Origin of the sequence: Marinigracilibium pacificum, from assembly GCF_012926615.1 — a bacterium.
Taxonomy (GTDB): Bacteria; Bacteroidota; Bacteroidia; order Cytophagales; family Cyclobacteriaceae; genus Mangrovivirga; species Mangrovivirga pacifica.
The window spans coordinates 12,885-36,845 of record NZ_JABBNU010000017.1; the positions used below are offsets into that span (position 1 = coordinate 12,885).

Annotated in this window: 26 protein-coding genes; all 26 read left to right on the forward strand. The window is 33.3% G+C overall.

Going from position 1 to position 23,961, the window contains the following annotated elements:
- The first annotated feature begins 2 nt into the window (after window positions 1–2).
- The 26 genes from HH304_RS20675 to HH304_RS20800 all read left to right on the forward strand — a co-directional run bounded on the left by HH304_RS20675 (window position 3) and on the right by HH304_RS20800 (window position 23,759).
- Complete coding sequence (locus HH304_RS20675) at window positions 3–872, forward strand: alpha/beta hydrolase family protein (protein ID WP_169685203.1); 870 nt, start codon at window positions 3–5, stop codon at window positions 870–872.
- 323 nt (window positions 873–1,195) lie between these two features.
- On the forward strand, window positions 1,196–1,675 hold the full coding sequence (locus tag HH304_RS20680) for an SLATT domain-containing protein (RefSeq protein ID WP_169685204.1): 480 nt from the start codon (window positions 1,196–1,198) through the stop codon (window positions 1,673–1,675).
- A complete protein-coding gene (locus HH304_RS20685; protein ID WP_169685205.1) occupies window positions 1,668–2,696 on the forward strand; it encodes a hypothetical protein in 1,029 nt (342 codons plus the stop codon). The genes HH304_RS20680 and HH304_RS20685 overlap by 8 nt, the downstream gene beginning before the upstream one ends.
- Window positions 2,689–3,750, forward strand: a complete 1,062-nt coding sequence (locus tag HH304_RS20690) for a hypothetical protein (protein ID WP_169685206.1) — start codon at window positions 2,689–2,691, stop codon at window positions 3,748–3,750. Before HH304_RS20685 ends, HH304_RS20690 begins: the two co-directional genes overlap by 8 nt.
- A 181-nt stretch (window positions 3,751–3,931) precedes the next feature.
- On the forward strand, window positions 3,932–4,993 hold the full coding sequence (locus HH304_RS20695; RefSeq protein WP_169685207.1) for a hypothetical protein: 1,062 nt from the start codon (window positions 3,932–3,934) through the stop codon (window positions 4,991–4,993).
- 287 nt (window positions 4,994–5,280) lie between these two features.
- Window positions 5,281–6,393, forward strand: coding sequence for an FG-GAP repeat domain-containing protein (locus HH304_RS20700; RefSeq protein ID WP_271711722.1), 1,113 nt, complete (start codon window positions 5,281–5,283; stop codon window positions 6,391–6,393).
- 78 nt (window positions 6,394–6,471) lie between these two features.
- A complete protein-coding gene (locus HH304_RS20705) occupies window positions 6,472–6,927 on the forward strand; it encodes a hypothetical protein (protein WP_169685208.1) in 456 nt (151 codons plus the stop codon).
- A gap of 127 nt (window positions 6,928–7,054) precedes the next feature.
- The gene (locus HH304_RS20710) at window positions 7,055–7,621 is read left to right on the forward strand and encodes a Crp/Fnr family transcriptional regulator (RefSeq protein ID WP_169685209.1); all 567 of its coding nucleotides are present in this window, start codon (window positions 7,055–7,057) and stop codon (window positions 7,619–7,621) included.
- Between the two features lie 63 nt (window positions 7,622–7,684).
- Window positions 7,685–8,137 carry a DoxX family protein gene (locus HH304_RS20715; RefSeq protein WP_169685210.1) on the forward strand — a complete coding sequence of 151 codons (453 nt, stop codon included), beginning with the start codon at window positions 7,685–7,687 and terminating at the stop codon, window positions 8,135–8,137.
- A 90-nt stretch (window positions 8,138–8,227) separates the two neighbouring features.
- On the forward strand, window positions 8,228–9,043 hold the full coding sequence (locus HH304_RS20720) for a PhzF family phenazine biosynthesis protein (protein ID WP_169685211.1): 816 nt from the start codon (window positions 8,228–8,230) through the stop codon (window positions 9,041–9,043).
- Between the two features lie 9 nt (window positions 9,044–9,052).
- Window positions 9,053–9,397: a 5-carboxymethyl-2-hydroxymuconate Delta-isomerase gene (locus tag HH304_RS20725; RefSeq protein ID WP_169685212.1), complete on the forward strand. Its 345-nt coding sequence runs from the start codon at window positions 9,053–9,055 to the stop codon at window positions 9,395–9,397.
- A gap of 26 nt (window positions 9,398–9,423) precedes the next feature.
- Entirely contained in the window at window positions 9,424–10,614 is a 1,191-nt protein-coding gene (locus HH304_RS20730; RefSeq protein WP_271711723.1) for a winged helix-turn-helix domain-containing protein, read from the forward strand.
- A gap of 105 nt (window positions 10,615–10,719) precedes the next feature.
- Window positions 10,720–11,541: a helix-turn-helix domain-containing protein gene (locus tag HH304_RS20735; RefSeq protein WP_169685214.1), complete on the forward strand. Its 822-nt coding sequence runs from the start codon at window positions 10,720–10,722 to the stop codon at window positions 11,539–11,541.
- A gap of 68 nt (window positions 11,542–11,609) precedes the next feature.
- Entirely contained in the window at window positions 11,610–12,098 is a 489-nt protein-coding gene (locus HH304_RS20740) for a VOC family protein (RefSeq protein WP_271711724.1), read from the forward strand.
- Window positions 12,099–12,156: 58 nt separating this feature from the next.
- Window positions 12,157–13,644 carry a serine hydrolase domain-containing protein gene (locus HH304_RS20745; protein ID WP_169685215.1) on the forward strand — a complete coding sequence of 496 codons (1,488 nt, stop codon included), beginning with the start codon at window positions 12,157–12,159 and terminating at the stop codon, window positions 13,642–13,644.
- Between the two features lie 78 nt (window positions 13,645–13,722).
- Complete coding sequence (locus tag HH304_RS20750; protein ID WP_169685216.1) at window positions 13,723–14,145, forward strand: DoxX family protein; 423 nt, start codon at window positions 13,723–13,725, stop codon at window positions 14,143–14,145.
- Between the two features lies 1 nt (window position 14,146).
- Window positions 14,147–14,632, forward strand: coding sequence for a glutathione peroxidase (locus HH304_RS20755; protein ID WP_169685217.1), 486 nt, complete (start codon window positions 14,147–14,149; stop codon window positions 14,630–14,632).
- A gap of 366 nt (window positions 14,633–14,998) precedes the next feature.
- Window positions 14,999–16,078: a zinc metalloprotease gene (locus tag HH304_RS20760; protein ID WP_169685218.1), complete on the forward strand. Its 1,080-nt coding sequence runs from the start codon at window positions 14,999–15,001 to the stop codon at window positions 16,076–16,078.
- 395 nt (window positions 16,079–16,473) lie between these two features.
- Window positions 16,474–17,631: a vWA domain-containing protein gene (locus HH304_RS20765; RefSeq protein WP_169685219.1), complete on the forward strand. Its 1,158-nt coding sequence runs from the start codon at window positions 16,474–16,476 to the stop codon at window positions 17,629–17,631.
- A gap of 155 nt (window positions 17,632–17,786) precedes the next feature.
- On the forward strand, window positions 17,787–19,628 hold the full coding sequence (locus HH304_RS20770; RefSeq protein WP_169685220.1) for a PLP-dependent aminotransferase family protein: 1,842 nt from the start codon (window positions 17,787–17,789) through the stop codon (window positions 19,626–19,628).
- A 388-nt stretch (window positions 19,629–20,016) separates the two neighbouring features.
- Complete coding sequence (locus HH304_RS20775) at window positions 20,017–20,208, forward strand: hypothetical protein (protein WP_137091222.1); 192 nt, start codon at window positions 20,017–20,019, stop codon at window positions 20,206–20,208.
- Window positions 20,196–20,501 carry a type II toxin-antitoxin system RelE/ParE family toxin gene (locus tag HH304_RS20780; protein WP_137091223.1) on the forward strand — a complete coding sequence of 102 codons (306 nt, stop codon included), beginning with the start codon at window positions 20,196–20,198 and terminating at the stop codon, window positions 20,499–20,501. The genes HH304_RS20775 and HH304_RS20780 overlap by 13 nt, the downstream gene beginning before the upstream one ends.
- A gap of 140 nt (window positions 20,502–20,641) precedes the next feature.
- Window positions 20,642–21,205: a hypothetical protein gene (locus tag HH304_RS20785; RefSeq protein WP_169685221.1), complete on the forward strand. Its 564-nt coding sequence runs from the start codon at window positions 20,642–20,644 to the stop codon at window positions 21,203–21,205.
- Between the two features lie 142 nt (window positions 21,206–21,347).
- Window positions 21,348–21,851 carry a hypothetical protein gene (locus HH304_RS20790; protein ID WP_169685222.1) on the forward strand — a complete coding sequence of 168 codons (504 nt, stop codon included), beginning with the start codon at window positions 21,348–21,350 and terminating at the stop codon, window positions 21,849–21,851.
- Window positions 21,852–21,869: 18 nt separating this feature from the next.
- Window positions 21,870–22,289 (forward strand): Imm7 family immunity protein, encoded by a 420-nt coding sequence (locus tag HH304_RS20795; RefSeq protein WP_169685223.1) that lies wholly within the window; start codon window positions 21,870–21,872, stop codon window positions 22,287–22,289.
- Between the two features lie 369 nt (window positions 22,290–22,658).
- Window positions 22,659–23,759 (forward strand): hypothetical protein, encoded by a 1,101-nt coding sequence (locus HH304_RS20800; RefSeq protein ID WP_169685224.1) that lies wholly within the window; start codon window positions 22,659–22,661, stop codon window positions 23,757–23,759.
- The last annotated feature ends 202 nt before the right edge of the window (window positions 23,760–23,961 follow it).

Sequence of the window (23,961 nt, forward strand, 5' to 3'; positions counted from 1 at the left end):
CTATGATGAAAACCGAACACTTTGAAACATCTTGTGATGACGGTGTCAAACTAAATGGAACATTACTTATTCCAGATAACCCAAAAGCTGTAGTGCAATTCAACTGTGGTACAGCAACTAAAAAAGAGTTTTATCTATCATTTTTGACATTTCTGGCTGAAAACGATTTCTTATGTTGTCTTTGGAATTACAGAGGAAGTAATGAATCTGACAACCTCAAAAACAGCAATTTCAGATTTTTAGATTATGGCACCAAAGATATGCCTGCCATTAAAAAATACCTTGACAACAGGTACCCAGAACTCCCTTTCCTATTAATCGGGCACAGTGCAGGAGGACAACAAATCGGATTCATCAATGACTTACAAAATGTTAAAGGCAATATTAACATTGCTGTATCATCGGGTTATTTCCCAAATATACCTTTCAATTACAGAATAAAAGCATATTTCTTTTTCTATATTTTTTCTCCGATAAGCGCCTCATTAAACAGTTATGTAAAGGCCAAACCTTATGGTATGATGGAAAATCTACCAAGAAAAGTAGTTTTTGAATGGCGAGATTGGTTAGAAAAGGAAGAATACTTTTTTAATGAAAAGTTCTATGGAAAAACAGTCCCGAAAGGTCATTTTAAGAACTTCGATTTTCCAATACATATTTATTATTCATCAGACGACACTATATCCAATTCAAGAAACACCAATGCATTCTGGAAAAATGTAAACAGCCAAAAAGGAATAACCATTACAGAGTTGGTTCCTAAAAACTATGGCTTGAAAAAGATTGATCATTTTGGCTACTTCAAAAAACAAATGAAAGAGACACTATGGATCGAAATCGTTAACAGACTAAATAGATTTATTGAGGAATAATGAAATTACTGTGGACACAAAACCATACCCGAAAAAGTTAACAATACACTAATCTTGATTGATTATGCCATTACGCAATTAAGAAGCTATTAAATCATATTTTAGATTTATTAATATTTTATTTCCATTTCCATATTCCCCCTTAATAATCAGAAGTTTATAAACCATCTAGTCTATTGCTACATATTGAATAATATGTTATATTAAATATTAGTTACACTACATATAAATTAAAAATATTCACAAAGCCTATATAGTATCTTAACTTTCTATGCAGATGATCATGAAAGTTAAGGCCAATTATAATCCTCTGGAATATCAAAATGGAAAACCCGGTATTAAAACAATGGGAAAATGGATTAAGAATTAATCATATTTCTCATGCTATGGCAGCGTCTCATTACAAGAAGTATGACAGAAGTATTGGAATTGCTAATACCATTCTGGCCACCATTGTGGCATCGAGTATTTTCGCAGCTATTAGTGATTCTGAGAATACAATTTTGCTGGTAGTTGCCGGAATATTTAGTGTTTTAGCAGCAGTATTTAACGCGATATACACATTTTTAAATTATGGTGAATTAGCTGAAAAACATAGGCAAGCATGGATTGGCTACGGGGATTTAAGAAAGACCTTTGAAGCAGAAACTATATTTGAGAATAGTAACAACCCGGATAAAATAAAGGAGTTTTTACTTGAATTCAATAAGAAACTTTCTGATTTGGAAAAGGTAGTCCCTGAGATTCCTCAAAAGATTCATGATAGAGCTAAGCAGGAAGTCTTAAAAAACAAAAATGAATAAAGCATATATTCATTTACCATGTTTGGTTATCCAGGGAGATTACCAATTTGTTTTGTCATCAGACATGGTAATTAGAAATTTATCAGCCGAAGAATACTTAGCTTTTGATAAAAACAAAGAATTCTATGCATCAAACAAAAACTTCAGGCATGTTGCTCCAGTAATTTTAGAGATAAGTTATAATGGACAGTCTATCGATAAAAACGAAATACAAGACTTTTTCTATGATAGGCTGAAAACAGTTTATCTGGGACTACTACTAATTGGAATCATTATTCCTAACCCACTACTTACAGTAAGCTATTTTACTTACGAGCACATCAATAGTAGGAATCATGAAAATGTTGATGATAAAGATGATAAACCTAATACTGAAATTTATACAGCTTTAGGTCCACTTGAACGAGAATGGATAATGAAGGGATCTCCTATAAATTATGATTATGCTGCAGTTCATGACATATTGATTTATAATATATCACAAATTCAACTAATACAAGGAAACACCTTCGAAAAGGAAATTAATGAAATATTTAACGTTCTTGAATCTACATCAATTCCCGAATTCTGGTCAGATGGTGACAAGCATTACAATTATTTCTCAGCATTTGTAAATCAAATTGCCGTACTGGAAAACATCTTATTTCCGGAAAAAAATTCACAAGAAGAAAAGGACTGTAAAAATGAGTATGATGAAACCCTAGGAAGATATGGGCTGACCAATTATTTCGCATTCAACCTGGGAGTTTTAGCAGCTAAAACCTGGGAAAATAGAAATATTCACTTTTCACACTATAAGAAAATCTATCAATTAAGAAGCAAAATAATTCATGGAGAAATTGGATTTAATGCAAATCAAGAAATAATTGATCAAACCGCAAGAGGGAGAAATTTACTTTGCAATGTGATTTTAATTCTTTTAAGGATAGGCTTCAATAATAATCATGAAGGATCCTTGCCTCTATTACTTTCAAAAGCCTACAACGATCAACAATTATTTAATCAATTAAGTAATGGATAATTTGAATATTTTAGAAGTAACCGCTCCAATTTGGGGAGCATTTTTAAAGGATTCAAAACCTGAATTAACATTGAAGGAGACAAAATTTAATAAGTTAGGTTCAGGTATTAGTATATTTTATCCGAGTATAGAGGAGTTAATCATAATTAAAAAGTCAGCGATAAGTAATACAAACACAGTTATTCCTTTACACATCAAGATTCTCCTACCCGATTTAATGAATGAAGGTTTCACCGAAAAATTAATTAATGATTCTATCAGTATAATTAAGGATGTTGTTTATGCACTAAGACTTTACAAGTTTGGATGGTTTATGAACCCTTTATTTACGGAAATTGTATTCGAAAATGGCATGCTTATCAACAGGCTGCCAGGACATTACCGTCAGTCATTTTATTATAACGCTGAAAATAACCCTGCGATCCATTACTCATACGAATTGTCTAAAGAAGATTTCTCTGATAATTCAAGTTTACTTAAAATTTATCGCCTTTTAGTTGAATATAAAGGGCATTCAAATACATCTGTTGATATAGCTATTGACAGTTTTAATAGCGCATTTGGATATCAAATCAAGTTAAAAGATCAATTGAATTTCTTATTCACGTCTCTTGATGCGGCTATGGGAGGAATGAGCGCATCATATATTGACAACATAAAATTGAAAGCACGTTTCAAGGAAAGGTTGCAAACACTTATAGATTGTGCAGGTCTTGCGATTACCAACGAACAGCTAAACTGGTTTGATGACTACAAAAATGGTGGCAGAGCTATCCGAAATGGTATCGCTCATGGTAACTGGGGAATTGATTTAGAGAATATAGCCGAACAAAATTTCGAGAATATATATGAAGTAATCAAAAATGTTCTAATTGAATACATCAACTTCTGTACAGTCTATTCTATAAATCCGGCCCTCATTTCTGATAATTTTGATATAACAAAGGCAAATAGCTATTGCGGAATCTTCAACAAAGTATTAGAAGAATGTATGAACGATAGCCACAAAAGTCAAATTTTTAATAGCATTTCATTTAACAATAGAGATATTTAATTATCCCATCTTAAGCTACTGCTAATTTTAGTTGAAATGCACTTCCAAATTTTGTTTTTCAACATCAGCTACTATCTTTGGTGCAGACTATGATATTTTTTTAAAGCCAAATGTTTTTATAAACACTAAAAACTTTTTGCCTGTAATTCTCAATGAATGTTAACTATTTAAAGAGACCAAATTGACTAGATTATTTTTTTTCGGACTCCTGTTCTCAATAGGGATTTTAAATGCTCAAACAGACTTTAAACCCGGCTACATAATTTTAAACTCCGGAGATACTTTACATGGCGAAATTGATTATCGTGGAGATTTGTTAATGAGTTCGGTTTGTAAATTCAAAACCAACGGAAATAGTATTTCAACTTATGATCCTTCAGACATTGCAGCATTTAGGTTTATTAATAGTAAATACTATATATCCAAAGAAATAAATAGCAGAAAGGTCTTTCTTGAATTTCTGATAAAAGGTGAAGTCAATATTTATTATATGCGTGATGATGATGGTGATCACTATTTTATCGAAAAAGAAGGAATCAAGCTATCGGAGATCCCCTATGAAGAAAAAATCATGTACGTTGATGGAAAAAAAGTTCTGTATGAATCCACAACTCATAAAGGGCTACTTTTCTATTTCATGCGTGATGTCCCAGAATTTAATTCCCGAATTCAAACTATCGAAAAACCTGAACATCATAGTCTGATCCGGTTAGCAGAAGACTATCATAATGCAGTTTGTGAGGACAGGAAATGTATTATATATGAAAAGAAACTGCCTATAATTAAAATCTCATTAGCTCCATTTATGGGAGTGACAAAATATAGAAGAAACAATAATTACATTAATGAATATGGTGCGATTGTATCATTCTGGTCTCCCAGAGCAAGTGAAAAGTTATTTTTCAAAACAGGATTAATTCATCATCAATTCTCAACTGAAGGAGAAGATATCAGTATCTATAAAATCCCTCTTCAGATACAGTATATTTTCAGAGCGCACAGACTTCAACCTAATTTGAGTGCTGGTGTTAATTTTCTTAATGTTAAACTTAATGACTACAAGGAAATACGACATACACTTAGTCTTAATGCAGGACTAGACTACAAATTATTTAAAAGGACGCATCTATCTTCATCATTTAATACTGATTACACTCCATTAAGCAGAGTAGCGATGGATGAAACTCTGGAATTCGGGTTAATATCTTATTCATTAACCTTCGGACTTCGGTTTGATTTGTAAGACTTATTATTTATTTATCAATTATAACACTCCCCCAAAACCGAAAGATCAGCTATCAATTTGTTGCTTCTAATGTTTCAATTGGGAAGAAACCTCTATTTCACTTCACAAAAAAAGTTGCATTACAAGCAATGATTAAGGGATATTCATAGGCTTATTCCTTATCAGCTTTTCAGTTAATTGACATTCAAACTAATATAAAAGCATTATAGCTAATTTTTTATTATCGTTAACCTACCAGATTAACCGTCACGAGGCTATATTGAGCTTTTAGATCAATTACAATTATGAAAAAGCTTCTTCTCTTATTAATTCTTTCTCACTCCTTACTGTTCAGTCAGGAAATTGAATTTTCTACAAACATCTCCTATGTATTGGGGACTGATAAAGATAAATCAGCATCAATTAGTGCCGGGGACATTGATAACGATGGAGACATAGATATTATAGTTGCTAATGGAAGGCATTGGCCAGAGCCTAATAAAATATTTTATAATAATGGATATGGGAAATTTACAGTATCCAGATTACTTGATAATATCGCTGAGACAAGTTATGCTACTGAACTAGCTGATTTGGATGGTGATGGCGATTTGGATGTGGCTGTTGGTAATGACATGGCTCCTAATGCTATTTATTTAAATGATGGAAATGGCAATTTTATCAGGTCGGGTAGTTTTGGAACCACTTACTCTCCTACCCGCAATTTAAAAACAACTGATATTGATTCTGATGGTGATATTGACATTTTAATAACAAACAGAAAAAGAGTAAATGAAATATGCCTAAATGATGGCAAAGGTCAATTTACTAAAACAATAAACTTTGGTTCGGAAGATGATTCTACTATTGATGTTGAAGTTGCAGACATGAATAATGATGGGAATATGGATTTAATATTAGCAAACCGAGACGGACAACAAAACTTTATCTATTTAAATACTGGTGATTTAAACTTTAGTGAGAAAATTCCCTTTGGAACAGGAACTGACGAAACCAGATCTGTGGGTGTGGCTGATATCGACAAGGATGGGTTCCCGGACATTATCACAGCCAACATCGAAGAACCTAATGTTATTTACTTCGGAAACAAAGATTTGAATTATAACAGAAAAATCATATTTGATAGTTCTAATAACAGTTCATATTCTCTTGACCATGGAGACTTAGATGACAACGGAACTATTGATATTGTAATTGCGAATTCAGAAGGGCCAAACATGGTATTTTTAAACTTCAACCATGGTACCGAATGGAAAGAAATAGTATTGCAAAATGAAAATCTAGACACATACGACATCATTATTGAAGATATAAACAACGATAATCGATTAGATATTATCGAAAGCAATTCGGACGAAATTAATTACTTCTATCGAAATAGATTAAAAGACAATTGAGATTAACATCATTGACAAGAAACTTTAAACAAGCTTTTATATATTAACATTTTTAATCAATCTAATCTAAATCCCATTATGAAAAACTTTTCAATCTTATTACTTACTGTTTTATTATTTGGTTCTTGCTCTGAAAATAACCAGGATACCCAAGCTGAAATTATTGAAGAACCTAACAATTTGAGAGGAACCTGGAAGATGGTTTATGGTGAGATAAGAGAAAATGACTCCCTTCAAATTAAGGATCTAACTAACATAGATTTTGTAAAAATCATCAACGACAATCACTTTGCATTTTTCAATCAGGCCCAAGACAATCCCAATGCTTTCTACGCCGGAGGCGGTAGTTATGAATTGAATGGCAACAAATATGTTGAAACACTTAGTTACACCAATGCTGATGCCTTGAAAGGCCATAGCTTTCCATTTACAATTGAATTAAAAGGAGATACACTTATTCAATTTGGTCTGGAAGAAGTTAAAGAAGCAAATATTAAAAGGCATATTGTTGAAAAATACATTCGCATTAATTAGACACATACCAACTGTAAACCAATAACTTAATTCTCGATTTATTATATTAATAAATCGAGAATTAAAATTTAGATATCTACATTAATTTAGCTTTATATATCAATTATCATTTGTTGAAAACACCTTAATGGACCAACTGAAAAGGTTTATATATGGCATCTGCCCCATGAGCGATTCTGACTGGATCTTCTTCTCATCAAAACTTCAAAAAGAAAAGCTCAAAAAAGGCACCACATTATTAAAGGCCGGAGAAGTAGAAAATCACTTATATTTTATTTCCAAGGGTATAGTGCGACTTCTTATTCCTGGATCAGAAAACGATGTAACCTTTGGCTTTGTATTCACAAATGAATTTGTTACCGGTTATGATTCATTCTTAACTCAACAACCTTCTAAATACCAAATAGAAACATTAACGAATGTCGAAGTTTGGAAAATTTCGAAAACAGATCTGGAGCAGGTCTATAACAATACTAAGACCGGAAATATCATCGGAAGGAAAATGGCAGAAAACATGTTTCTGATTAAATCTAAAAGAGAATTATCCTTATTAAATAAAACCGCCGAAGAACGATATCTGGACTTGTTTACTGAACGCCCTAATGTTCTGGAGCAAATTCCTTTAAAATACATAGCCTCATATATCGGAATCACTCCTCAGGCATTAAGCAGAATCAGGAAACGAATTACTTAACCTGGGTTCATTTTTTCTCACCTTTACTTTCATGAACTTTGTATTTCAACATATTACAAGACCATGAAACCATTCATTTTACTCATAATAACCTTTGTGATTTCAGCATTCCTTACAAAGGTTTTCACAAAAGAATTTTCCTTTAGCCTGGCTGCAAGAATAGCCATGGCAATAATGCTGGTTTTTACTGCTATCGGGCACTTTGTGTTTACAAAAGGGATGACCATGATGATACCTGAATTCATCCCGTTCAAGGAAAGCATCGTATACCTAACAGGTATATTCGAAATCTTAATTGCCATTGGACTGCTAATTCCTGGTTTAAAATTGATTACAGGATGGGTCCTGATTATTTTTCTAATCTTAATTTTGCCTGCCAATATTTATGCATCAATGAATAACATTAATTATCAGACTGGAGCATTTGATGGATATGGATTAGCTTATTTATGGTTCAGAATCCCATTACAGTTATTTTTTATTGTCTGGACTTATATTAGTGCAATTCGATTTTAATGGCATTAATATAAGTTTAAGTTAATCTTTTAACTGCTGAGTTGTTCTTACTAAATTGAGCCATTCTTTTAAGCCTAGACAATCAGCTCAATGAAAACCATTAAAACATTTATTGTCGATTCATTTACTGACAGACCTTTCAAAGGAAATCCTGCAGGAGTATGCTTATTAAATGAAAACCTGAGTAATAATGACATGCTTTCAATTGCTCAGGAGCTAGGTTTATCAGAGACTGCATTTGTAAGCCAGCCTGATGATGAAAACCATTTCCCGATTCGCTTCTTTTCACCTAAAATGGAAATTCCTCTATGTGGGCACGCCACATTAGCTGCTTCCAAAGTTATTTTCAATACAACTGACAATGAAGATTCGATTTCGTTCATAAACCTCAACAACTTAATATTACCTATTAGGATGGATGGTGAATTCATAATTATGGAATTCCCGATATATGACACTAAACCACAGAAAGTTTCTAAGGAGCTACTTAATGCATTGGGAATAAATGAAATAATCAACAGTGAATACAACAAAGAAACTAACATATTGCTGATAGAGATTGGTAGCTCAAAAAATTTACAAGCCTTATCACCTGATTTTGATAAATTATTAAAGTCGCACAACTCGATTAACGGTGTACTTGTGACGGCAAAATCAGAACAACCATCAATTGACTTTGAATCCAGATATTTTTGGCCCTGGAGTGGAACTAATGAAGATCCTGTGACCGGGGGTACACATACTTTTCTAGCTAAATATTGGAGCGAAAGACTTGATAAGAAAAAGTTGAATTCTTTTCAGTGCTCTGAGCGCACCGGATTCATGGAAGTTGAACTAATTAACGAGCTTAAAATGACAATAAAAAGTAAAGCTCAGATAGTTTTTAAAGGAGAATTAACCATTTAACATATACATATGCCACATTTTGTTATTGACTGCTCTGAAAATATAATTGAAATAAAATCTCCTCAAGAAATAATCCAGAAAGTATATGATACTGCCGAATCAACTGAATTATTTAAAAAGGGCGATATAAAAGTCAGGATAAACCCATTCAAATACTATTTAACTGGAAATACACAGGATGACTTCATTCATATTTTTGCAAATATTATGGAAGGCAGGACAGTCGAACAAAAAAGGAATCTTTCAGAAAAAATTGTAAAGGAGCTAAAACTAATGTTTCCTGATGTACCTGTAATTTCAATAAATATCAGAGACTTCGAAAAAGCTACCTATTGCAATAAATCAATGGTATAACTGATAGGTTCTCGACATTGAAAGCATTGACAATACAACACTTAAAGCGGATTACCTTAGAGAGTCAGGGACTGCTTAAAGCCTCGTCATTTGGCAAAGGCAAAAAGGCTGTTCTAAAAGCTCTAGAGCACCTTGGCTATTTACAAATTGATTCCTTATCTATCGTCGAGCGGGCTCATCATCATACACTATGGACACGTGTGCCCGACTACAAACAATCATACCTTGATGATCTGGTAAAAGAAGGGAAAATCTTTGAATATTGGTTTCATGCAGCATCTTATCTTCCAATGAATGATTTCCGATATGCATTGCCCAAAATGCTCCGGGTAAAACATAATAAGTCTCATTATTATAATGCTGACCCGAAGGTAATGCAATACGTCCTGGATAAAATCAGGATTGATGGACCAAAGAAAGCAAGAGATTTTGAAAGTGAAAGCAAAAAGGCAGGTAGCTGGTGGAATTGGAAACCAACAAAACTAGCTCTGGAAAGACTGTTTATGCAAGGCGACCTGATGATCTGTGAGCGAAGTGGGATTCAAAAGACGTACGACCTCACCGAAAGAGTTCTTCCTGAGAACTTAAACCTCACAGAACCTAACCCTCATGAATATGCTGAATATTTAGTTAAAACATATCTAAAGGCCTATGGATTCACAACCATTAAACAAATAACACATCTCAAAAAAGGGCAGGCAATCAGAGATAATGTTAATCAGGTTTTGGATGCCATGCTTTATGAAGGTATTGTACAAAAGATGGATTTGGAAGGTATGCCTACAGTTTTTGTATTAAGTGAATTTGTTGACAAATCAATTAGAGCCAATAAATCAACTATTCACATTTTATCTCCATTCGATAATTCAATTATCCATCGGGATCGTATCAGTCAACTATTCGATTTTGATTATAGCCTTGAATGTTATCTTCCGAAGCAGAAAAGACAATATGGATATTTTTGCTTACCAATTTTATTTGGAGATAAATTTATAGGTAGAGTTGACTGCAAAGCTCACCGTAAAGAAAAACTCTTTGAAATCATAAACCTGCATATTGAAAGTAAAAGTATAAATATCGAATCAATGATAATTCCTTTTGTCGATTCGATAAAAAAGTTTGCTGCTTTTAATGGCTGTGACTCGATAAAACTTTCAAATGTAAATCCTAAAAAATTTACAGACGAATTTGAAAAACTCTTTAATAATAGTAAATAAATTATCGCTTACTTTTATATAAAAATCATTTTACTCCCTAACTATCAACCAGTTTGAATTAAGTGTGAGACAATTTAAATTCAAAATAAAACCTCAATAATATCCATGGACTATCAAACTTATCAACCACATTCTGATCTGGAGGCAATTATAAAATGTTATTGGACATTAGAGGTTCCCGCTAACCCAAATACACCAAAACAACGAATAATTCCGGATGGATGTATTGAAATGTGTTTTATTTTGGGAGAGGATATACGTAGGTTCACATCAGAAAATGAATACATCATTCAACCCCGAACCATGGTTTTTGGGCAGATTACTAAACCCTATTACATACAACCTACCGGGTATGTTAATACCTTTGCAGTTCGATTTTATCCTTATGGTTTCGCTAACTTTATATCTAGTCCGATAAGTGAATTAGCAGATAAAGAAACACCATTGACTTCATTATTTGACAAGGATGCAGTTAACCAATTAGAACAACAGATCATTACAGCTTCATCCACAAAAGAAAGAATTGAGACCATAGAGATTTTTTTATTAAACAAACTAACATCCCAATTAACAATAGATAATATCGTCAAGTCAACGATAGATACCTTATTAAATACGAAAGGTAATAAATCGATAAATTCCATTCTTAAAAACGAACCTTCGAAAAGAAGAAGTCTCGAACGAAAATTCTCAAAACAAGTTGGCATTAGTCCAAAGCAACTTGGTAGAATCATAAGGCTACAAGCAGCATTAAAACTAATGTTAGCAAATAAGAGTGAAAAGCTAACCCAAATAGCTTATGATAGTGAATATTATGATCAGGCACATTTTATCAAAGACTTCAAAGACTTTACCGGAAAAAAACCAACAGAATATTTAGGTGATGAAGAGATGACACTGTCATCCCTCATTTACTCGAATGACTGAGTTGTCGCAATTTTACAATTCAATATTTCCGAATAGCAGTAACTATACATCAATTCAAAATAATATAGATGAAAAAGGTAATTAATAGAGCTGCTTTTATCATTGTATTAGTCTTGCTTGTTAATAGCAATTTTGATTTTGTAAGAATTCAAGCAGCGAACTCATTTTATAAACAAAACAATTATAATATGAAAAGTTATGTGTCAATTTTTGAAATCCCTGCGACAAATATCTCCAGGGCAGTAGAGTTTTATGAAAACATCCTAAACATAAAAATTGAAAGTATAGACTTTCCGGAAATGAAAATGGGAGTTTTTCCTTACGAAGAGCAGATAATCACAGGTGTAATAATAATGGGAGAAGGATATGTCCCTTCATCCGATGGAATTACAATTTACCTAAATGGTGGCACTAACCTCAAACATATACTGGATAAGGTGGAGAAAAACGGAGGGGAAATTATTGTCCCAAAAACTCCACATGCTGATGATAGTGGCTATTTTGCAATTTTTATTGACTCTGAAGGAAACAAAATGGGTTTACATTCTCCTGAATAATTAAACTAAAAGTGTAACAAACTTGAGACTTGCGCTGTCCAATAGGTAAACATTACTCATGTCTGTAAAAACACTTATACTTTTAATTTGCTTTTATTTATTATTCATATCATGTCAACAAAAAACGGTCGACTCCATTAAGTCATCAAATCCGGAGATCACCAATAATTTCAAAAATATTGCAGATAGCATTTACTCTGAAAATGATCTATATGGAGACGTGCTTTTTGCGGTAGTAAATAAAAAAGGGTTAGTTTATTCATATGCTGTAAATCGCGACATCATTGCAGGAAGACCATCTGCACTTAATAATAATTCACCGATTTACATTGCTTCACATACCAAATCATTCACAGGAACCCTTGTGAAAATATTAGAAGAAAATAACAAACTCAATCTTGATAGTTCACTAGCTTATTACCTTCCTGAGTTAACTTTTAATAATCAAGTTGATACGAAAACTATCAAATTGAAAGATCTGCTCAATCACACTCATGGGACTTTCAGCACTCAACTAACATGGAAGACAGCATTCCTTGGATATAGCGGTAAAAATGAAGAGTTAATCAACGATTTGAATAATGATTTCCTACTTGATAAATCCAGAGTATTCAGGTACTCTAATGTCGGCCCCATCCTGGCCGGAATAATAATAGACAAAACTCAACAAAATACATGGAAAGATATATTGAAGGAAGAGATTTTCAGTCCTCTAAAAATGTCAAATACGAGTGCTTATGTATCAGAATTTGATTTTAAAACTATCCGCCCATCAGTTACTGCAACCTCAGATTCAGGAATTATTGAAAAAGGGTTTTACAAATCTGATATTACTATGCATGCTTCAGGAGGAATTATATCAACAATTGACGATCTGTCAAAGTGGTTAAGCGCAAACATCCGACAAGATGAACTGCTTTTGAAAAAGAATGCCTGGAATGAATTGCATCAATCTACAACTGTCCAAAACAGAGAATATTTTACATATAAAAGAACGGGCTACTCTCTTGGATGGGATATTGCAACTTATCAGGATGAAAGAATACTTACTCGCTTTGGAGGATTGGCAGGGATTAGTTTTCATATTTCGTTTATGCCTGATCATAAAATAGGAGTTATAGCTATATCTACTGATAATCGGGCATCACTTCTACCCCATCTGTTAGCAAATTATGTCTATAACCAATATACAGGAAAAGACACTGATAGTATTCTACAAGCAGAATATAAGATCTTCAAGCAGAATTTTGAAAAGCAGAATAATCAAAATTACCCCGAAGATAGTCGTATCCTTACTGTAACTGATGATAATAAGGAACTATTGGGCTCTTATCAAAACAATTTAGGTTGGCCGGATATCAACATTAGTATTGTCAATGATCAATATAAATTTCAGTGGGGAGTACAAAAAGGAAAGGTTTACAAGAGTGACAAAAATAATTATTTAGCCTCATTGGGTATAATGATGAGGGAATTTGAAATCCGAAATGATATATTAATTACCGGGTCATTGATCTATCTGAGGAAAACTAAAGTTACCAATTGATTGAATTGAGTTATTGTGGTTTTAAAATCACAGAATATTCCCTATATTTGTATCGCACACGATATAATCTATAGCGATATGAAAACAAATTTAGCACAAAAGATCATGAGAGTGTTTCTTGGGGCTTTAATGACCCTTGCGGGTATCGGTCACTTAACGTTCCAACGAGAAGAGTTTCAGGCTCAGGTTCCACGATGGCTCCCTGATAGCCCTGAGTTTATGGATTTTGTAGTAATATCATCAGGAATTGTTGAAATTGGCTTAGGACTGGCAATGATATTTCTATGGAAGCATCAGGTAAAAGTAGGATTAGCACTAGCTTTATTTTATGTACTAATATTTCCGGGAAACATCTCTCAATATACGAATGGCATAAGTGCTTTCGGATTAGACACTGATCAAAAGCGATTAATCAGACTTTTCTTTCAACCTGTACTAATTCTTTGGGCCTTATGGTCAACAGGTGCTTTAAATTACTTAATAAATCGATCAAAAAAATAATATGGAAAAGACATCATTTTATGATTTTGAAGCCAATACCATCAATGGCAAAAATATAGGCTTAGATCAGTTTAAAGATAAAACCATTATAGTGGTAAACACTGCAAGTAAATGCGGATTAACACCACAATACGAAGGATTAGAAAACCTGTATCAAAAGTATAAGGATCAGGGTCTGGTAATATTAGGCTTTCCTTGTAATCAATTTGCCAACCAGGAAAAAGGAACTTCAGAAGAAATCCAGGAATTTTGTCAGGTAAATTATGGAGTGAGCTTTCCAATGTTTGAAAAGATAGAAGTAAATGGCAAAAATGCTCATCCCGTTTTCAAATACTTAAAATCTAAACTATCCGGAGGAATTTTCGGAAGCAAAATAAAATGGAACTTCACCAAGTTTGTTATAGATAAAAATGGTGTACCGGTAAAAAGATTTTCTCCGACCACAAAACCAGAGAAAATGGAAGATTACATTAAAAAGATTATCTAATTGAAATAATCAATTTTTTTACCTTACCTGATTAAACTGTCACGTAATTCTTAAAAGAATACGTGACAGTTTTTTTATACATGCTGAAGATCAACCAATTGAACCTTCATACCCTTTCCAATTAATTAAAATATAAGAAGGTTTATCAAACAAAAACCACAAACTTAAAACGGTATAAGCCTATAAACTTATAGTATTATTTTCATCCGGGAACCCTTTAAAAAAGCAAAAACACGCTTTAATCGCATTAAACCTATTTTGCCAAACATTATTTTATAATGACACATATATTTACAATTATATATTGTTGTGTTTTTAAATTAAATATTTACATTGTGCGATCTATTTAATCAAACCAATAACCAAATGAAAAAAGTTTTATTACTACTTTTCGTAACAGGATTTATTTTCACGGCCTGTAATGACGAATCAACCAACATGGGAAATGCTCAAGATCAACAAGAAGTTGTTGACATGAGCGACTTTTACCTTTACACTTTTCAAGATGATGAAGCTGCCAGAACCACAGCTGATAAATCATGTCATACAATGAAGGTATTAAACAGACAATTGGATGAAAATCCTGGTTTGTACAAAAAAATGTACAATGTTGAAAAACACGTACGTCAATTCATCGCTTCTAAAAAGCCTGATGGAACACCAGGTGGTGGAAATGGCGGCGGCGGAAACGGCGGCGGCGGTGAAGATCCGGTAGATGACGGATTAGGCGCTATCAATATCCCGGTTTATGTACACGTGATTTATAGCAATTCACAAGAAAACATTAGTGATGCTCAGATTCAGTCTCAAATTGACATTCTTAATGCTGACTTCAACCTGACTAACAGCGATGCATCACTTACTCCTGCAGAGTTTGCTGGCGTTGTTGCTGATGTAGATGTTAATTTCACTTTAGCAGGTGTAACCAGAAAAGCTTCTTCAAGAACTTCTTGGGGTACAAGAGATGAAATGAAATTCGCTTCTAACGGTGGAGTTGATGTAGTAACTCCTGAGTCTGCACTTAACATTTGGGTGTGTAACATCGGTGGTGGTATATTAGGTTATGCTCAATTCCCTGGTGGCAACCCTGCTACTGATGGTGTTGTTGTGGGACCTGAGTACTTTGGTGACAGAGGCTATGTGGCTGCTCCTTTTGATAAAGGAAGAACTACTACTCACGAAGTAGGACACTACCTAAACCTGAGACATATCTGGGGTGATGGTAGATGTAAGCAAGATGATTTCGTTGCTGACACTCCTTCTTCTGACGGACCAAACTACGGTTGTCCTGCTTACCCAACGGTAAATTGCAGATCTAATGACATGACAATGAACTACATGGATTATGTTAATGACGAATGCATGTATATGTTCTCTGAAGGTCAGAAAGCAAGAATGAGAGCTCTTTTCACAGCTGGTGGAGCAAGAGAATCAATGTATAACTAATACGAACATTCTTTAAAATATTTAACCGATCGGGATATTCCGATCGGTTTTTTATGTCTATTCTCATATGGACTGGTTAAACACCAATCATTTGATTTAACAATATTACAAATCCCGGTTACATTTTGGTAAGGCAAAAAAGATAAAAATATTCCTTATCGATGGGTAGAATTGATAAAAAACAGCCTTAATAATTCTAAACTAAAGATATTCCCAAATGAAGGTCATTTATTAATTTTGACTCATTCGGAAGAGATGTTTATACACTTGTTATCATTATGGACTAAACTTTTTAATTAATATTTTCGATCCATTTTCATTTTAAATGATCAATAATATGTTTTTATTTGATCAGGAATTAAAAATCAATATGCAATAACCATTGTCCCAATACTATGAATAATAAATTAATTCATACCTCATTTAACCCGTTATACCTCCTGATTTTAGGGGTAACAGTATTATTTTCTTCTTGCAAATTTGATTCACCCGAACCATTATCTCCACATGATTACGGACCTGGAGGAAAGCCTGATTATTCAGGAAGAATAACTGCCGGAGAATGGAATGATCTGGATAACTGGGAATTCTGGAACTCTCTAATGAATTCTAGTGAGTATTCTAGCCAACCATCTTATTGGAATTTTTATACGAATAACCGAATATCTGTATTGGTGCAAAATAATGGCACTCCGGTTGTCAATGCCAAAGTTGAAATATTAAGAAACGGAACAGCAATATGGTCAACCATAACTGACAATTTAGGTAAAGCTGAATTATGGATTGGAGCTTTTCAAAATGAATCACCAAGCGATCTGAACGATTTTAGTCTGAGAGTTAATAATGATATTCAAAATCAGGATTTATTGTTATATCAAGATGGAGTGAACACCATTAACCTCACCAATGCTATCATCAACCCAAACAGAGTTGAGTTATCATTTATTGTTGATGCAACCGGATCGATGTCTGACGAACTTGATTTTCTTAAAGATGATTTAAAAAGTGTAATCAATACAGTCGAAACTGAAAACAATAATATTGACATTTACACCTCTACTGTCTTTTATAGAGATCAGGAAGAACAATATGTAACACTGAAATCTGATTTTACTGCGGATATAAACTCAACAATCAGTTTTATTCAAGGCCAAAATGCCTTTGGAGGTGGAGATTATCCTGAGGCTGTTCATACAGCTCTTGATGTTGCAATAAATGACTTGCAATGGTCTCAGGTAGCTAAAACAAGAATTGCATTTCTACTATTAGATGCTCCTCCTCATTATAAACCTGAAGTATTAAATAGCATTCATGAAACAATTAAATCGGCTGCTGAAAAAGGAATAAAAGTAATTCCAATAACTGCTAGTGGGATAGATAAAGAAACTGAATTTTTAATGCGGTTCATGGCTATATCCACTAATGGAACTTATGTTTTCATTACAAACGACAGCGGCGTGGGCAATGATCATATAGACCCAACTGTCGGTGAATATCAAGTCGATTTGCTTAACAACCTGTTGATCAAACTAATCAAAAAATATTCTAACTGATACAATCATAATAAATGTAAATCCTCAGTTTAATTCTTGTAGAATTTGACTGAGGATTTTTACTTTAGTCCTTTCCTTATCAACAAAATCTGCATAACACTTTCAAAATAAATCTAATTCAGCCTACTTTGCTTTGCTAGTTAAAAGTTAAGGTTATGAAGGAGAACAGCGTAATAAATTTCATAGAAAGTGTACTTAAAAATATGCCATCGGACTGGCTTAGGCTAACTACCCACCGACTGGATATTTACAATGAATCATTAGCAAAAACTGAGTTTCTGGATCATTTCGAAAAGTTATTCCAGGCAAATAATGCTAATCCGGCTGTACTTTCAGAACTTCCAACAGCTTACGACTACATCAGGCTAGGCCATCCACTTTCATCGGTATTGGAGTGGGCACTAGCAAAAATCCATGGACTTAAATCAGAAAATGTAATCACCTTTTCTTCTAACACCACTCCTGTACTAGCGGTATTACGTAAAAACCTGTTAGAAAAAAAGAATACCCAGATAGCTTATACTGGTAAATTACCTGAGAATTTTGATCCGGAAGTAATCAAACAAGTTTATGGATACCACTTTGACTTAATACAAGTTGATTCTCAGCAAAACATACCTGCTTTTAGTGGTAGCACAGTGTTCATTTCACACCAAGATGAAATCAACAACATTGCCCTTACAGAAAACATAGATTTCTTTATTCGTGTCCATTCAAATTATGGAAGCATCCTTCTGGTTAAAGGAGAAAAGAATGATAGTTATATTTCAGAAATTCAACACGTAAGAAGAAGAGAAACCATAGCAATGACTCCGGCAGATTGTTATTCTTCTCTTCAATTATTGATCGGAAAGACTCCTGGACAGTCAACTGTTGATATTTCTGCAAGTAAGGAACAAGTTTTAAAGACAATCAATCAAATCACCGGCACCAACTCTAAAGCATTAGTCGCTTCATCAGGGTTATCTATTCAATATGCGATAATGATGGGGCTTGTACATGATGCAATAGAAAGACATCCGGGAAAAGATATAAAATTTATCGTTCCACCAAATTGCTATGGAGGCACAAACGATCAGTCACGAAGAGTAGCTGCTTGCATCGACAATGTAGAGATATTAGACCTGCCTGTTGATCGCGATAATGATATGGTAGATAGCGTTAACATGGTATTAGACAAGGTAGCAGCAGAAAATGCCATTCCATATATCATTGCAGAGATCCCAACAAACCCGAGAGTTGAAGTTCCCGATCTTGACAAGCTAAAGGAAGCACTGAGCAAGGAACGTAAAACACCTACTGGTGAAAAGGCCATTGACCCAGTATTTATTCTCGATCAGACCTTCTGTCCGAACGTTCAGTTTTTAGGCGAGGGAGAAATCCTATCTACAATAAGGGCTATATCATACGTTAGTGGTTCGAAATTCCCAAGTGGCGGAAAGTGTACAGCAGGATATTGTGTGGTAAACGAAAAGGCCAACGACTTATTAGCAAAGATCGAGAAGCATCTGATCCTTTGTGATAATGAAGCTACCGATCTTCAGATGGCGATATTAGCAGAGCAACTTCCATCGATGAACCAGCGAATAATCGATGCATATAAAAACACCAGGGAGTTTGTAAACTTCATAGAGGCAAACCTTCCTGGAGCAAAGATCAACTTTGTTTCTGAGGAATTGGCAGACCGTGGGTTTATGCCTTCAGTGTTTTCATTAGACCTTCCGACAAAGGGGGCAAACGATGAAGAAAGAGAAAAATACAAAAGAGCCTTAAACCTGAAATTGATCAACCTGATGATCAATGAGATTCCAGATGAGAGCAAATACTGTGTGAGTTATGGGCAGTTGAAAGGATGTTACTGGACGATACCGGCGACATCAACCCAGGGAACCACCAAAGAGGGAGACAAAGATTATATTGTACGAGTGGCGCTATCACATAATATGGATATGGATCGCCACAAGAAAGTGTTTATGGAATTTGTGGAGGGGATTTAGTGTTTAGTTCAAATCTAACTATTGAGCGATTTCAATAAGAACAGGCATTGAAATAACAATAATACCTTTTGAGTAAAGGTCATTTGGCAGGTTAAATATTAGAAAAAGAACCCAACTGTAAACGGTTGTAAACGATTACACACGGAAATAAAAAATATCCGGTTACATACGTTTACAAAGGGGTATTTATTATTAATATATTTGATTTTGCGGAATCAAGAGCTATTTTAGGGGTTTTATAGGGAATTATTAACAAAAAGAACAACGAAGTTATAAAGGAAATAAGAGCAATAGAGTCGCACTTATTCACTCGTTACCTTTTAGCAGGAAATCCGTATATAAAACTAAATCATTTTTTACTTATTAGACTTTGAATTATATTGTAGATATGAACGAAGAAACGCTAAAGAAATATTTAATTCAAATTGCGGATCAACTGACACCTGAATCAACTTTGGAGGATGTATATGATCAATTAGCATTGCTGGCTGATATCGATGAATCTGAGGAACAGGAAAAAAAAGGTGAAATTTTTACTCAACAGCAAGTTCGAGATAAATCAAAAGAATGGTTGAGGTAATTTGGACAAAAAAGGCATTAGGACAATTAGAAAGAGCTGTTAAATATATTCAAGATGAACAAGGCACATCGTATGCCAAGATTGTATTGAATAAAATATTAGATTCCACTGAGCTTTTAGAGAATCATCCAAATATCGGAACAATTGAACCGCTCTTAAAACATAAAAAATCAGAGTATCGATTTCTCGTGGTCTGGAGTTATAAGATAATATACAGAATGACAAAATCTAAGGTAGTTATCTCCAGGGTTTTTCATACATCGAGGGATCCTAAAAAATTAAAAGGAATTTAAGCCGAAAAGGTAACAATCACTATAACCGCATTTTTACGCCACGAGGGACATAAAAACTGCGCCATAGTGTAGACGTTGACAGTAATATGATTAAAAAGCTTCTAATATATACATCATTAGTTTCCACATTATGTTTAAGCATGATTTTATATGCAAAACATAGTGCTAGAACTTTGCATTTGAATTATTTAGAAGATCATAAAGAATTTAGAAATAGCAAAGGAATATACCCTTTATCAAAAGCAAACGACACTATAGTTGAAAATTGGGATAATTTATTCCCAGATGACAAGCAATATAAATGGGAATTAATTTTAAAAAATAACCCAGTTGGTAACCAAATCACTTTTTTATATGATTCTTTAGCAACAGAACCATTTCATCAATCAAAAACTATATTTTTTGATACTAGATTATTTTTTTGGCAAAATAAATATAGTGGTGAAATCGATGTTTTTTTGAATCCAATTTCAACTGATACACTTATTGAAATGGTTATAACTTATAATTCTCAGCATTATATCCATGGAGAATATTTTTACGCTAATATTGATACAATAATTCAAAAAGAAATAGACTTTTTTGAGTGCGGTACAGCTTCTTACTTTAATGCGATTGATTATATGGAAAAATACCCAAAGGGAAATATAACTAAGCATCGAGCAGATGAAATTTTAAAGAAATGGAATTTAACAAAACAATAATTTGGTGAACAATATGCATAAGTTTTGGCGGCTATAGAGTCTGATCAAGCGCCGGATTCTCACTGGATTTCTCAATCCTGTCGGACGCGAAATCAACACGATAAACTACCATAAACTCATACATTGAACGTAAAACATAGAAATGAAGATTAAAAAATTAATACTGACTTCGTTCGTAATTGTGTTATGCTTGATCAGCTGTGGAACAAACATCAAAACTGACAACACACCAAATCTGAAATTAGCTTCTGATTATAACATAGATTCAAATCAATTAGTCTATCAATACTATCAGAAGTTTGGGTTTACAGATGTCTGTGAGGACATAAGAATGGTTGCTAAATTGAATAAGTCACCGAATTTCAAAAAGAGACTCCCAATAACTGACAATGATTTAAATACCATAAATTCGTTTTCGAATAAGATCGATTCAATTAACAACTCTCAAATTTCATTTGAATCAAATACAAGAAATCATTTTTATGATATAGAACTTGACTTCGTTGAGTTTAACACTGATAGTTTGTTGACAATAGATCTCTCGAATGGAGAATATGAGATTATTCAAACTGATTTGACATCAACCCTAAAAGTGTTTGATAAACAGTCTGGACTTATATATGTGGAATCACACAGATGTGATTAAACTTTAAATTTTCTAAATATGACGATGAAGTATCATGGATGGGTTGAAATAGAAAATCAAAATGCATGGAAAAAGCATGAAGAAAATCCAACTTCATTTACTTACACTGATTATCTCAATGAAATACATCTAGTGAAAAGTAAATTACAATCATTGATCAATGAAAATCATTTTGGTATTCCGAGCACAGAAATAACAATTATGGAGTCAATTGATGACCTAATATCAGTTTGTATCTCTGGACAAAGAAACCATTGGAGAAGTGGTCCAATTGACCTATTAAATTGGATAAAAGACAATGCCCCTTATTCCCATGGTCAGATTCATATTAATGATGACGAACATGGTACATTAGATAATAGATATATCATATATAGATTAGCAAATAATATCATAGAGGAACTTATTGACGAAAATCTATATCCTACACAAGAATAAAACCTTTTAAACCCCGCTGTCTGGAGTTTAGCTTCAGCGCAACCTCAGACGTATAATAAAATGAATGGATTAAATCCCGGTCAATAAGAAGTAAGTCCAATGATATCCTCCTCAGTGGCATCCTGCCTTAAGCAAAAGGAGTTACTTTCATCAATTACCATTTCTAAAGTACATTATCCGGTTACATACGATTACAAGCGGGTATTTATTAAGAAAATGTTTGATTTTGATCAGTCAGGAGCTATTTTAGGGGTTTTATAGGGAATTATTAACAAAAAGAAAAACGAAGTTATAAAGGAAATAAGAGCAATAGAGTCGCGCTTATCCCTTCTTGGTGTTAATTAATGAAAAAGACATCTACCTTAATAAATGAAATATAGTATAATTTTAATATTGTTGTTTAAAACAATAACTGGAATAAGTCAATCAATAACAGTTGAAAAGGTAAAATTGATTGAAACAATTGATAACAAATCTATGTCTTTAATACCCAGAGTAAAAGACTCTGAAAATAATAAAAGTCTTATTGTTAATAGCATCAATTCGCTGATACTTGATAGATTCATGATTGATAGTTACAATCAAAAAGAGGTAGATGAATTTAGATGGTATGATGTTGATTTTAATTATGAAATAAAGGAAAATATTCTTCATATTTCAATTTGGGGTGAATATGTTGGTGCTTATCCCAATTACATAGAAGACGAATTTTTCTTTGATTTACGTACAGGGAAATTAATAAACCCGAGCATCATTCCTTTTCATGCATTATTTACTTTATCAGGTTATTTTGACTTTCTTAATAAGTATTGGCTAAGTGGAGTAAAAGCTGAATTTAAAACTGCCATAGAATGTGCAGAAGTTGAACCATACTGCAGTTATTATGATATTAATAGTTATTCATCAATGGGTAACAAAATGTCTATCTCTCTGGTAAATGATTGTTATCCTCATGTAGCTCAAGCTTGCTCACCTGGGCATCAAATAACAGTAGCTTTAGATTCAGTAAAACAGTATTTAAATGAATTAGGAAAATATATACTAATAGAAAGTAATTATTCATCTAAGGATCCAATCGATAAGCTTGTTGAAAATGAGCAATTAAAAGAACGAATCCCGAACTTCTTATTTTTATTTGGGCGTGTTGATGATAAATACCCGATTAGTATTGCTTTAAACATTGAAAATCAAAATTTAATATCTGGGTATTATTACTATGATAGAAAACTTCAAAAACTAATTTTGAGAGGAGAAAATAAAAATAATGTATTTACATTAATTGAGACTTTTAATGGTGAGCAAACAGGAATTATTGAACTAAAATTTAGCGATAAATATCATTCCAAAGCATTCTTGTTATTAGATAACAATGATAATGGTAAATATTTAGTTGGAAAATGGATGAACCCAGATAAATCAAAAACTTTTGATATTAAGTTTACTGAAGTGAAAATGAATGATAAAAACTAACACAATCATGCACTTTACCCGCATTTTTATGCCACGAAGGACATAAAAACTGCGCCTTAGTGCAGACGTTACCTTTCATAATGCAGCAAATGAGAATATCACTTTTTATTATTATATCCTTCATCTCCCTTTCAATTAAAGGACAAGGCTTTCATGATCGTCATCCAGAACTATCAAAGTTTGCTAAAAATATTGATAGTCA